Genomic DNA, 12,057 nt, shown 5'->3' on the forward strand with positions numbered 1-12,057 from the left:
TCTTCTTTTTATGTATGCTCACGGATAAGCTGCTGATAGCTATTAAAGAGGGTAGGGTATGTTAATCGGCTTAAGATGACGCAGGAAAGCGTAGCAGACGCTAGAATAGTAAAAACGATAAGCAGCTGGAATTTGACAGCTTGTATCGGATCTGCCCCTCCAATAATCTGGCCTGTCATCATACCCGGAAGCTGAACAAGTCCAATTGTTTTTTGGCTTTCTACCGTAGGAATCATGCTAGCTTTGATTGCGGCGTTTAAAATACTATGAATAGCTTGTTTAGGAGTACCCCCAAGCGCCAGAATTAATTGAATTTCCTCTCTTCTTCGACTTACTTCAGCATCTAACCGATTTAAAAATAAATTAGCCAAAATCATCGAATTTCCAATAATCATACCGCTGACAGGAATGACGTAGCGCGGAGTAGCAGGGATAATATGTAGACCGAGCATAACGCTTTGGGTCAGGATTTCTACAATAAAAAGAGTGACAAATACACGAAAAAAAGCTTTAAATTCCTGCTTTTTTTTCTTTACAACGTTTTGAGAAGCGACTGTGAGCATAACGAATAAAATGAGAATCATAAAAACAGGATGATTCGCGTCAAAAATAAACGATAAAACATATCCGATCACTAACAGCTGAACGGCTGCTCGAATACTGGCAATGATAATATCTTTTTCGAGTCCTATACGAAAAGATTTTGATAAAAAAAGAGCAATAAAAACAAAAACAATTGTAAAAATCAGTGAAAGTGAACTCATAGAAAGGCTCCTTCAATAAATTGTTTTGTTTCAGCTTTTACAGGAGCATGAAAAAAGGTCTCCGTCTTCGCTTTTTCTACAATCACTCCGTTCATTAAAAGCCAGACTTCCTCTCCTAAACGTTTCGCTTGATCTAAATTATGGGTAACCCAAATAATCGTTTTATTCTGCTCTTTATGTAAATGAGAAATAAGCTGCTCAATTTCATGAGCAGAAGTGGCATCCAAAGCAGAAGTGATTTCGTCTAAAAGTAAAAGGTCAGATCCGTTGGACAGCGTGCGGGCTAATGATAACCTTTGTCTTTGACCACCGGATAAATCTCTGGCATCCTGGTCTAACAAGTCAGGGGAAAGACCGGTCAAGGCACAGAGTTCTTCAGGCATAATATCTTGTTTGCCGTGCAGTTTTTGAACAAGCATCATATTATCTCGCACTGTTCCATCAATAACAGGAGCAGATTGAAAAGCAATGCCCACTTTTTTTCGCAAATCAGAAATAGTCCATTTGCTAATGTCTTTTCCATATACTTCAATACTTCCTTCATCAGGTGCAGAGAGTAAATTGCACATGGAAAGAAGGGTGCTTTTTCCGGATCCTGATGGTCCTACCATCATGACGAGTGAGCCTTGCATCACTGTACCCGATATGCCTTTTAAAACACTATGTTCTTTATCCTTAAATGTTTTATGAACGTCTGTAAATGTGATAGCAGGTATTGAATTGAACGTGTTCATAGTAACTCCTTTTTCATTCGTTTTGTTTATTGTAGCATAAGCGAAAGTATAAAAAGTTATTGGATGATATAAAAAAAGCTGTGAAAAATCACAGCTTTTAAACAGTTGTATTCACTTTTTGGCTGGCTTTTAAGGCATAATCCAAATCTTCAAGAAGGTCGTCGATTGCTTCTGTTCCAACCGATAAACGAATGAGTTCTGGCGTCACACCCGAAGCTTTTTGTTCGTCTTTAGATAGCTGTTGATGAGTGGTGCTTGCCGGGTGAATAATGAGTGATTTAGAGTCGCCGATATTGGCTAAATGAGAAAATAACTGAACCGAATCAATTAACTTAGCCGCAGCGTTTTTTCCTCCCCTTACACCAAAGGTTAAAATTGCTCCTTGCCCTTTAGGCAAGTATTTTTGTGCCAAAGAATAGGAAGGGTGGGAAGGAAGCCCCGCATAATTTACCCATTCTACTAATTCATGCTGCTCTAAAAATTTCGCTACCTTTAATGCGTTTTCGCTGTGACGCTCTAATCGCAGATGGAGTGTTTCTACCCCTTGAAGGAGTAAAAAGGAATTAAAAGGTGATAAAGCAGCTCCAATATCTCGTAAAAGCTGAACGCGCGCTTTTGTAATATAAGCAGCTTCACCGGCAGCTTCTGTGTATACGAGGCCATGGTAACTTGGATCTGGAGTTGTTAAGTCTGGAAATTTCCCGCTCGCTTCCCAATCAAATTTTCCACTGTCTACGATAACACCCCCAATTGCTGTTCCATGCCCTCCAAGAAACTTAGTAGCAGAATGAACGACAATATCTGCTCCGAAATCGATGGGACGAAGAAGGTAAGGGCTTGGAACCGTATTATCAATAATAAGAGGAACTCCATGTTCATGAGCAATGTCTGCAACTGCTTCGATGTCTAGCACATTTCCCTGTGGGTTTCCAACGGATTCAGCATAAATTGCCTTTGTTTTGGAAGTGATTGCACTTCTAAAGTTTTCTGGATTATCGGCGTTTACAAATTTGACGGTAATGCCCAGTTTAGGAAGCGTAGACGAAAAGAGGTTATATGTTCCCCCATATAAACTGCTTGCTGATACAATTTCATCTCCTGCCGAAGCGATATTCAAAATGGAAAAGGTAGTAGCTGACTGACCCGAAGCTACTCCTAGAGCACCTACTCCGCCTTCTAACTCAGCAATTCGCTGTTCAAAAACGTCCGTAGTAGGGTTTACAATTCGAGTGTAGATGTAGCCTTGTTCACTTAAATTAAATAAAGATGCAGCATGCTCCGTATCTTTAAATCCAAATGAGCTTGTTTGATAAATAGGTACCGCACGCGAAAAAGTAGCCGGGTCAAGCTGTTGGCCAGAATGGATGGCTTGTGTTTCAGGACGAAATGGTTTCTTAGCAGACATTGAAACTCCTCCTTAGATATAAAACTTATAAAAAACATAGGAATAATAAACTTTAATCATAATATACGGATTCTATTGAATGATGTCAAATAATAATTAGAATATTTAGAAATTATAAGTAAGATTAATACTTTCATTCAGACATCTCTTTAATTTCTAAAAATACCATAAAAAATATAAAATGTAAGAAAAATGTCAATCAATTTGTATAATTATGTTAGAATATTAGGTGTTTGAGAGTTTCTTAGAAAGAGTCGATTTTGCTAGAAAACTTTAAAAAACAGCAAAAGACGGGTCTTAAGAGCTAATAACGAAACAAAATAAAAGGAGTTTGATTATGAGCACAGAAGTTAACGTATCTTCGGAAGTCCAAGAGAAAGGAAAGCCTTCTATTTTTGGTTTTATTATGAGTCCAGTTGTACAGTTTGAGAAAATGAAAAGCAACCCGGTCATTTGGGGCCCTCTTTTACTTATCCTCATCTTAACAGCTGCAACAACGATTCTAGCCGTCTATACCCCTCAGGCAAAAGAAGCATTACAGCAGCAAAAAGAAGCTGGCATTGAAGTGAATTCAACATTTAGTATGATCGGCGGAACGGTTGGAGGAGTGATTGCAATAGTTGCTACACTGGCATTCACGAGTTTAATTTTGTTTTTAATTGCAAAGTTAGGGACTGGAAAAACAACTTACCGCCAAATGTTTAGCTTAAATTTGTTTGTTACGTTCATCACAGCAATCGGTCAGCTAATTAATACGGGAGTAGCTGCACTAGCACATACTTCAGCTAATGTGACTTCGTTAAATGGAATGGTTGGTGCGAAAGGTGCTATGGGAGGAGTATTTACTTCCATTGAAATCTTTTCTATCTGGGGACTTATTCTGACAGCAGTAGGACTACAAAAAGTGGCAAATGTATCAAAAGCTGCTTCTATTATTACAGTGATTATTTTATTCATCTTAGGAGCCGCTATTTCAGGAGTTGGAGGAGCTGCTTCAGAAGCGCTTAAAGGAGCAGGATTGTAAATGAAAAAAGGAATAATTATTACAGCTGTAGCAGTTGTTATTGTTGCGGTTATTGGAATTAACGTATATCGTGCACAAAGTGTAAGTGGGAAAGCAATCAATGTTCACGTAGCAAATATAAAGGAAAAAAAGTTAAGAAATACAGTTATGGTTCCCGGTACGTTAAAGCTTGCTGATGAACAATATGTCTATTTTGATGCTGAAAAAGGCGAGGTTGAACGATTTCACGTAACAGAAGGATCTCGTGTACAGCAGGGAACCTCTCTTGTAACATACGAAAGCGATACGCTTGATTTAGAGCAAGAACAAAATAAGCTAGAAAAAAAATCCAGTCAGCTGCAAATTGACTCAGTAAGCAAACAGCTTTCTAATTTAAATAAAAAACAAAAAGAATTGGAAAAAGAAATGAGTAAGCAAGAAGCGAGAGATCAAATCGATACAGAACGTACGCAGCTCAATCTCGATTTAGAAACGGCTAAAATTGATTTAGAACGAAACAAACTAGAAGCCAAATCAATTGCTAAAAAAGAACGTAATTTAGACGTAGCGAGTGATATTAATGGGACGGTGCTAGAAGTAGATAAAGAAGCGGTTAATAACACAAGTGACGTTCAAAAACCGCTTATACATATTGGTAATACCGATGAATACTTAGCTACTGGTGTGCTGTCTGAGTACGATGCATTAAAAATTAAAACCGGTCAAGCTGTCAAAATTACATCAGATGTGCTGCCTGATAAAGAATGGGCAGGGAGCGTTAAACAAATTGACTATCTACCTCAGCAGCAGGCATCAGCAGAAGCGGGCAATGATGGGGCTAATCAATATCCAGTTGAAGTAAAAGTAGATGACCAAGATATCACGATGATTAAGCCGGGATTTAAGCTGCTGCTTGAAATTGAAACAAGCAGTAAAAAAGCTTCATCTTTGCCGATAAAAGCAGTTGTAAATGAAGATGGGGAAAAATATGTATATGTGGTGAAAGATAAAAAGGCGGTTCGTAAGGAAGTAAAGATTGGAGAAACAACAAATAAATTTATTGAAATCAAAAGCGGCGTATCTTCTAAAGACAAAGTCATTACAAATCCTACAAAGAACTTAACTGATGGTGCGGAAGTGACTGTTCAATGATTGAGCTTGTGAATATTCATAAAAGTTATCATCTTGGCAAAGAGGAAGTGCCAATTTTAAAAGATATTAATTTGAAGATTTATGACGGTGAATTTGTTGCGATTATGGGACCTTCTGGCTCAGGTAAATCAACGCTAATGAACATTATCGGATGTTTAGACCGTTCGTCGTCAGGGTCCTATTTATTAAATGAACAAGAAATCTCCACTTATAGTGATGAGCAGCTTGCAAAAGTAAGAAATATTCATATCGGTTTTGTTTTTCAGCAATTTCAGCTGTTGCCGCGTTTAACAGCGGTAGAAAACGTAGAGCTTCCAATGGTATATGCAGGTGTAACGCGTAAGGAAAGACGAGCCAGAGCAGAAGCTGCGCTTGAAAAAGTAGGGCTGAGTGAGCGGATGAAACATTTACCGAGCGAGCTATCAGGAGGGCAAAAGCAGCGCGTTGCTATTGCTCGTTCTATTGTTAACAATCCGACGCTTATTTTAGCAGATGAACCAACAGGAGCTCTAGATACAAACACAAGTGCTGACATTATGGAGCAATTTTCTCAGCTTAATGCAGATGGCACAACGGTTGTAGTCATTACCCATGAACCTGAAGTGGCAGAATACACATCGCGTACAGTTATCGTTCGTGACGGTAAAGTGCTAAGTCATAGCGATAAGGAGAACGATAGCCTATGAGTTTGATAGAAAATATTCGCATGGCGCTCTCTTCGGTTCTTGCTCATAAAATGCGCTCTATTTTGACGATGCTTGGTATTATCATTGGCGTAGCGGCTGTTATTATCGTTGTAGCCATTGGTCAGGGCGGAGAACAGATGATTAAGTCGGAAATAACAGGAGCAAGCAATACAGTTGATGTATACTATCAGCCTCCTGAAGACGAGATGCAAGCTGATGACCTTTCAATGACGGGTGAGCCTATCTTTACAGAGGATGATATCAAAGCTCTTTCGACTATTCCCGGAGTGAAGAATGTGGTGGCCTCTAGTTCAATGGGAATGGGGATAAGATATAGAGACAAGGAATCTGATACGACTGTTAATGCTATTAACGAAGGCTATATTGAAGTTAATCAGCTGGAAGTTTCAAAAGGAAGAATGTTAAACAGCTCTGACTTTTTATCAGGTAATCGAGTAGGTGTTATCACAAGCGATATGAAAAAAGAGCTATTTGATAAAAAAGAAGCCCTTGGACAAGTAGTATGGGTGCAAGGTCAGCCTATCAAAATTATTGGTGTCACAAAAAAGGCAACGGGCTTTTTAGCATTTGAAATACCAACCATTTATATTCCGAATAATACGTATAAATCAAGCTTCGGTAAGCTCGATTACACAAACCTTAGTGTTCAAGCAAAAAGCTCTGATCAACTAAAAAAAGTAGGCAATGACGCAACGGATTTGTTAAATAATTTGCATGATGCGGAAGATGCTTACCAAGTGCAGAACTTAGAAGAAATAGCAGATAGCATTGGAAATGTAACGCGGATTATGACAACGATTATTGGATCGATTGCAGGCATTTCCCTGCTTGTTGGCGGGATTGGCGTTATGAACATTATGCTGGTTTCTGTAACGGAACGTACAAGAGAAATTGGTATTCGTAAAGCGTTGGGAGCATCTAAAAGACAAATTCTAACTCAGTTTTTGATTGAATCCATTACCCTCACGTTAATTGGTGGTTTGCTTGGAATTGGTCTCGGCGCGGGCGGGGCAGCTCTTGTTTCATTATTTGCTGGCTGGCCGTCGTTAATTTCGTGGCAAGTGGTACTTGGAGGAGTGTTGTTTTCCATGACGATTGGCATTGTATTCGGCATGCTTCCTGCAAACAAAGCGGCGAAGCTAGATCCAATCGAAGCATTAAGATATGAATAAAGACATGCGTTCGCATGTCCTTATTTCAATTTAACGAGAACCAAGAAGATTTCTCGTTTTTCTTATTTATTACTTACTAGGGTTGATACGGGCTACGTTAATAATATCATGTATTTTCTCTACCAAATCGAGCATGAGAAACCCGTTTCCTTCAGAGCTTTTTCGATATCCAAGAGGAAGCGTCCTTCTTACAAGTTGAGCATAGATTTCGGCTTCGATTAAAGAGCGGCCAAATTCCTTCTCACATAAGTTAATTAATAGAGCTAAAGCTCCTGCTACGTGGGGAGTTGCCATTGAAGTTCCTGAAAGAGTCGCATATTTACCTTCTAAAAAAGTAGAGATGATGTTAACTCCCGGTGCCACTAAATCCACTTCTTCATTGACGTTGGTAAAAGGAGCCAAGCTTAAGCTGTTGTCCACTGCTCCTACTTGAATGACTTCGTTGTAACTTCCTGGATATGAATATTCAAAGGTTTCTTCGCGGTCGTCACCTTCGTTTCCAGCTGCAACAACGACAGAAACATCTTTATTCACAGCATTCTGAACAGCTTCGTGCAGTTCTGGAACGTCTTGTGGTCCCCCCAGTGACATGGAAATAACTCGTGCTCGCTCATTGTTAGGACCGCGCCATTCGACGGCGTAGTTAATAGCGTCAATAATCCATTCGTAATTTCCCGATCCTTCACCGGTAAGTACTTTTAAGCTTAGAATTTTTGCTTTTGGTGCCACTCCTACTACCCCTTCATTATTAAGCGCAGCAGCAATGGTACCAGACACGTGAGTGCCGTGCCCATTATTATCTTCAAATACAGAAGAATCTCCGTCATAATCCGAAGTGAAGTTTCTTCCTCCGATAATACAATCTTTTAAGTCAGGATGATTTGTGTCAACACCAGTGTCGATAACTGCAATTACAATGCCTTCTCCTTGATTGCTTTGTTCCCAAATAGCAGGCGCTTGAATTAAGCTTACTCCTTTAGGCGTTTCGTTTGTTGAGTCGATAATCGACTCAATTGTATAAGGAATTAATTTGACTTGTAACGGTTGTTGAGTCATAGTCATCCTCCTTAAAATGAATTCCATAAAAATGGAAGTTACTTAATTATAAATTCCCAACTATTGCTATAAATTAAACACTTTTCATGCGAATCCTTTCTTTTTGAATAAAAAGACTCACAAAAGATGTGAGAAAAGGAAAAAAGACCCTGAAGACAAGCCCGATAGAGATTTTTAATGTTATCTATGTATTCACTTTTAATGTTTATCTCACACTATAGAAGAAAGAAACTCTAAGAAAAATCACATAGGACCGGCGACTTTTGATATAATTACGAACGGTATGACATTCTCAAAATACATGATATTTATAAATATACATCAATTTGCAAATTACGAAGGGGCTGAGGATAGTGTCAACTTTAACGTCTCAATCCGTCATCAAATGCGGAAAATATGAACTGAATTATGCGGACCGTACGCTTATTATGGGGATTTTAAACGTAAACCCGGATTCATTTTCAGATGGCGGAAAATACTACGATGTAGATAAAGCGGTGGCTCATGCTGAGGAAATGGTGAAGCAAGGAGCAGACATCATTGATATCGGAGGAGAATCAACTCGTCCTGGGTATACAAGAATTAGTGATGAAGAAGAGATTAAACGGATTGTGCCCGTTATTTCTGAAGTGGCTAAGCGCGTAGAGGTGCCGATTTCTGTAGATACATACAAGTCGGAAGTGGCCAAACATGCGCTGGAAGCAGGAGCACATATTATTAACGATATATGGGGCGCAAAGGCTGATCCCAAAATGGCCCAAGTTGCAGCTGACTATAATGTTCCTATTATTTTAATGCATAATCGCCATGAGCCCAATTATACAAATCTGATTACAGATATGATAAGTGATTTGGAAGAAAGCATATCAATTGCAAAAGCTGCAGGAGTTCGAGATGATCAGATTATCTTAGATCCAGGCGTTGGCTTTGGAAAAACGGCTGCACATAATGTAGAAGCGATTCAGCATCTAGATCAGCTGACAAAGATGGGCTATCCTGTGCTGCTTGCTACTTCTCGTAAAGGATTTATTGGACAAATAGTCGATGCTCCTCCAACGGAAAGAATGGAAGGAACTGCAGCTACTGTATATGCAGGGATTGCACAAGGCGTTCAAATGGTTCGAGTTCATGACGTATTAGAAATCAAGCGCTTTGTAAAGATGGCAGATGTACTGGTAGGAAAACATATATTTCAGTTTTAATAATCATTTAAGCAGACGCGTAAGCGCTGCTTTTTTATTTTCCTTGATTTCTCCGGATAGAATACATGCCTTTAGATAAATTTAAGTAATATGAAGGTTGTAAAAATGCAGGGTGAAAATGAGAGCAGTAACGTATCAAGGACCTAATCAGGTAAAAGTAGCAGAAGTAGAAGATGCGAAGTTAGAGAAGAAAGATGACATTGTCATTAAAATAACGTCAACGGCTATTTGTGGTTCTGATCTGCATTTATATCAAGGAAGCATGCCATTGCCTCACGGTTATATTATTGGTCATGAACCAATGGGGGTTGTGGAAGAAGTAGGGCCGGAGGTTACAAAAGTAAAAAAAGGAGATCGCGTTATTATTCCGTTTAACGTAGCGTGCGGACAGTGTGCATACTGTAAGGATGATTTAACGAGCCAATGTGATAATTCTAATCCACATTACGATTCTGGCGGCTATTTCGGTTATACTGAAAAATTTGGAAATCATCCGGGAGGTCAAGCTGAATATTTAAAAGTGCCGTTTGGGAATTTTACACCATTTGTCATTCCGGAATCGTGCGAATTAGAAGATGAATCGCTTCTTTTTTTATCAGATGTGCTTCCAACTGCTTATTGGAGTGTAGAGCATGCGGATGTTAAAAAAGGAGATACCGTTATCGTACTCGGCTGCGGACCAGTGGGATTAATGGCTCAAAAGTTTGCTTGGATGAAAGGTGCCAAACGGGTTATTGCCATAGATCATGTTCCATACCGAATTCAGCATGCAAAGAAAATGAATGCCGTAGAAACCTTTGACTTTACAGAATACCCAGATATGGGGGAGCATTTAAAAGAAATCACAAAAGGCGGAGCTGATGTGGTGATTGACTGTGTAGGTATGGATGGCAAAAAGTCGCCTCTTGAATACATTGAGCAAAAATTAAAACTTCAAGGTGGAACGCTCGGACCCATTCAAATTGCGACAAAAGCCGTTCGTAAATGTGGAACCGTCCAAATCACCGGGGTATACGGAAGCAACTATAACAGTTTTCCTTTAGGAGCTTTTTTTGCTCGAAATGTAACTCTCAAAATGGGGCAAGCTCCTGTCATTCCGGTTATGCCGAAATTGTATGATCAAATTGTACAAGGAGAATTCGATCCAAAAGAAATTATTACTCATAAAGTCGCTTTAGAAGACGCAGCTAATGCCTACAAAATCTTTAATGATCATCAAGATAACTGCATTAAAGTTATTTTAAAACCTTAAAAGGCCAGTTCTATTAGGTGAAGATTCCCGAGCAGTGAAGCTCGGGAATTTTTTATGTATGTAAAGTGGGGGAGGAAAATAATGCACGATTGGATGGTTGATTTTACATAATTTAGCTTTATGATAGAAAGAGAAGATATAACGCTTTCATATTCTGATTAAATCGTGCTGCTTAAAATGAAATAAATAACATCTTGGTATTCAGTCTTATTCAATCACCGAAATATGGAGGAGAGAATGAATGAAATTAGCATTGCTTCTTGTCATTATTATCGGCGTTGCTGCCCTTGCAGGTACGATCAGTGCTGCAAAGAAAGTAGATGAAGATTACGGAAAATCTAAAAAGAAAAGTATAGTGAATTTATCTATTATTTACGGAGTCGTATTCATAGGATCAATCGTAGGAGTAGCGTGGTATATTGCAGTGAGACCATAAATAAAACGAACACTTCCGTGTTCGTTTTATTTTGATTTTAACGTTAATTCTCCGCTTGAAACAGCTGCATCAATAGGATATTTTCCATTTCCATGCTTTCCTTTTAATACATCTTCTGTTGCGGTTGCATTGCTTAACTTAAAGTCATTGTTTATATCACCGCTGCTTACTTTTCCATTCACTTTAAAACCAGCGCTTTTCGGAAGAACCAGCACGGCATCTCCAGATCCTACATCTACAGAAACGGCCTCTTCTAGCTTTTTAAAATCCATATAGAGATCACCAGATCCAATGCGCGCCTGAAGTTTTCCTTTATAGTTTGTTCCTTTAATTTCCCCAGATCCTACAGCAAATTTAGCTGTTTGGCTTTCAACATTACTCAGCTGTAAATCTCCAGAATTGACATCCGTACGAAGAGAGGTGCTCCTCAAGTTTGAAATACTTGCATTTCCAGAACCTACTTTAATCGAAACATCTTTCAGCTGAAGCGCTTGCTCAGGCTGTGTAGCAACTTGAAGGTCCCCAGAACCTACCGTAAGCGCAAGGTTGTGGTGATAATCTCTAGGAATGTAGATTGTCACTTTTGTGTTTGAAAAAATAGAAAGCCATTGAAAAGGACTTTTTTGATAAGTGACGACTAGGGTATCTCCATTTTGCTTTACATCTACTTTTCCTTTACCTTCTACTTTTGTTTTAATATCTTGACGATCTTGCGGCACGAGAGTTGTACTAATGCTTGGAGAGTCAATTTGAATATGCTGAATATCACGTGATAACGCCGCTTCAGACTTGGACGTCTTGAACGAATTTAACGACCAAGAGGAAGGTGCAAACGCAGTAGAAAAGAGGACTGCCGTACCACCTATCACTAAAATAAAAGCCAATATTTTTTTCACGTTATAACCCGCTTTCTACCTAAATTAAATTTGTTTTCTTCTACCATAAAGTGTAAATTGAAAAGCGGTTAATTTCAACGAACAGCAGGATTATTTTTTTCTACGTCTCAAGTCGTAAAAATGAAATATTTTTTTGAGGAATTAAATGAAAAGCGAAGTAGATATTTAAACATACTTATCAAAGAATCAAATTCTTCGTTTCAAAAATAGGAAAATAATTGAGTTAAAAGAACGGTTAAATTCACTTTTTTTGTGTAATTTTCTGATGAGTAGTTCAA

General features: G+C 38.7%; 12 protein-coding genes. 7 read left to right on the forward strand and 5 right to left on the reverse strand.

The window, feature by feature from the left end; genetic code table 11:
* Positions 1–8: 8 nt before the first annotated feature.
* From AC1D0Y_RS06575 to AC1D0Y_RS06585, 3 genes are all read right to left on the reverse strand, one after another.
* Positions 9–764 (reverse strand): ABC transporter permease, encoded by a 756-nt coding sequence (locus AC1D0Y_RS06575; protein WP_028407552.1) that lies wholly within the window; start codon positions 762–764, stop codon positions 9–11.
* Positions 761–1,498 (reverse strand): ABC transporter ATP-binding protein, encoded by a 738-nt coding sequence (locus AC1D0Y_RS06580; RefSeq protein WP_028407553.1) that lies wholly within the window; start codon positions 1,496–1,498, stop codon positions 761–763. The genes AC1D0Y_RS06575 and AC1D0Y_RS06580 overlap by 4 nt, the downstream gene beginning before the upstream one ends.
* 97 nt (positions 1,499–1,595) lie before the next feature.
* On the reverse strand, positions 1,596–2,903 hold the full coding sequence (locus AC1D0Y_RS06585; RefSeq protein WP_028407554.1) for a homocysteine synthase: 1,308 nt from the start codon (positions 2,901–2,903) through the stop codon (positions 1,596–1,598).
* A 337-nt stretch (positions 2,904–3,240) separates the two neighbouring features.
* Here AC1D0Y_RS06585 and yknW point away from each other — a divergent pair, with 337 nt between their 5' ends.
* The 4 genes from yknW to AC1D0Y_RS06605 are packed head-to-tail and all read left to right on the forward strand — an operon-like array spanning position 3,241 to position 6,937.
* Positions 3,241–3,927, forward strand: coding sequence for a YknW family membrane protein (gene yknW / locus AC1D0Y_RS06590; protein WP_060744859.1), 687 nt, complete (start codon positions 3,241–3,243; stop codon positions 3,925–3,927).
* Positions 3,928–5,058, forward strand: coding sequence for an efflux RND transporter periplasmic adaptor subunit (locus tag AC1D0Y_RS06595; protein ID WP_028407556.1), 1,131 nt, complete (start codon positions 3,928–3,930; stop codon positions 5,056–5,058). It abuts the gene before it with no gap.
* A complete protein-coding gene (locus tag AC1D0Y_RS06600; RefSeq protein ID WP_028407557.1) occupies positions 5,055–5,744 on the forward strand; it encodes an ABC transporter ATP-binding protein in 690 nt (229 codons plus the stop codon). Before AC1D0Y_RS06595 ends, AC1D0Y_RS06600 begins: the two co-directional genes overlap by 4 nt.
* Positions 5,741–6,937, forward strand: a complete 1,197-nt coding sequence (locus AC1D0Y_RS06605; protein WP_060744861.1) for an ABC transporter permease — start codon at positions 5,741–5,743, stop codon at positions 6,935–6,937. The genes AC1D0Y_RS06600 and AC1D0Y_RS06605 overlap by 4 nt, the downstream gene beginning before the upstream one ends.
* Positions 6,938–7,006: 69 nt before the next feature.
* On the opposite strand, the gene AC1D0Y_RS06610 is transcribed toward AC1D0Y_RS06605, so the two are convergent.
* Positions 7,007–7,993, reverse strand: coding sequence for a S8 family peptidase (locus tag AC1D0Y_RS06610; RefSeq protein ID WP_080754379.1), 987 nt, complete (start codon positions 7,991–7,993; stop codon positions 7,007–7,009).
* Between the two features lie 353 nt (positions 7,994–8,346).
* Between AC1D0Y_RS06610 and folP the strand changes: the two genes are divergently transcribed.
* From folP to AC1D0Y_RS06625, 3 genes are all read left to right on the forward strand, one after another.
* Positions 8,347–9,195, forward strand: a complete 849-nt coding sequence (gene folP, locus AC1D0Y_RS06615; RefSeq protein ID WP_081085188.1) for a dihydropteroate synthase — start codon at positions 8,347–8,349, stop codon at positions 9,193–9,195.
* 118 nt (positions 9,196–9,313) lie between these two features.
* The gene (locus AC1D0Y_RS06620; RefSeq protein ID WP_098333808.1) at positions 9,314–10,447 is read left to right on the forward strand and encodes a zinc-dependent alcohol dehydrogenase; all 1,134 of its coding nucleotides are present in this window, start codon (positions 9,314–9,316) and stop codon (positions 10,445–10,447) included.
* A gap of 241 nt (positions 10,448–10,688) precedes the next feature.
* Positions 10,689–10,883 carry a hypothetical protein gene (locus AC1D0Y_RS06625; RefSeq protein ID WP_013055532.1) on the forward strand — a complete coding sequence of 65 codons (195 nt, stop codon included), beginning with the start codon at positions 10,689–10,691 and terminating at the stop codon, positions 10,881–10,883.
* 26 nt (positions 10,884–10,909) lie between these two features.
* Here the strand turns inward: AC1D0Y_RS06625 and liaG are convergent, their stop codons facing one another.
* A complete protein-coding gene (gene liaG / locus AC1D0Y_RS06630) occupies positions 10,910–11,779 on the reverse strand; it encodes a LiaG family protein (protein WP_060744863.1) in 870 nt (289 codons plus the stop codon).
* Positions 11,780–12,057: the final 278 nt, after the last annotated feature.

This window comes from Priestia sp. P1_B12_1, assembly GCF_056406695.1.

Coding starts and splice junctions, on each gene's coding strand:
- AC1D0Y_RS06595 (WP_028407556.1), top strand. CDS start 3,928: ATGAAAAAAGGAATAATTATTACAGCTGTAGCAGTTGTTATTGTTGCG.
- AC1D0Y_RS06585 (WP_028407554.1), bottom strand. CDS start 2,903: ATGTCTGCTAAGAAACCATTTCGTCCTGAAACACAAGCCATCCATTCT.
- AC1D0Y_RS06575 (WP_028407552.1), bottom strand. CDS start 764: ATGAGTTCACTTTCACTGATTTTTACAATTGTTTTTGTTTTTATTGCT.
- AC1D0Y_RS06600 (WP_028407557.1), top strand. CDS start 5,055: ATGATTGAGCTTGTGAATATTCATAAAAGTTATCATCTTGGCAAAGAG.
- yknW (WP_060744859.1), top strand. CDS start 3,241: ATGAGCACAGAAGTTAACGTATCTTCGGAAGTCCAAGAGAAAGGAAAG.
- AC1D0Y_RS06610 (WP_080754379.1), bottom strand. CDS start 7,993: ATGACTCAACAACCGTTACAAGTCAAATTAATTCCTTATACAATTGAG.
- AC1D0Y_RS06620 (WP_098333808.1), top strand. CDS start 9,314: ATGAGAGCAGTAACGTATCAAGGACCTAATCAGGTAAAAGTAGCAGAA.
- AC1D0Y_RS06580 (WP_028407553.1), bottom strand. CDS start 1,498: ATGAACACGTTCAATTCAATACCTGCTATCACATTTACAGACGTTCAT.
- AC1D0Y_RS06625 (WP_013055532.1), top strand. CDS start 10,689: ATGAAATTAGCATTGCTTCTTGTCATTATTATCGGCGTTGCTGCCCTT.
- AC1D0Y_RS06605 (WP_060744861.1), top strand. CDS start 5,741: ATGAGTTTGATAGAAAATATTCGCATGGCGCTCTCTTCGGTTCTTGCT.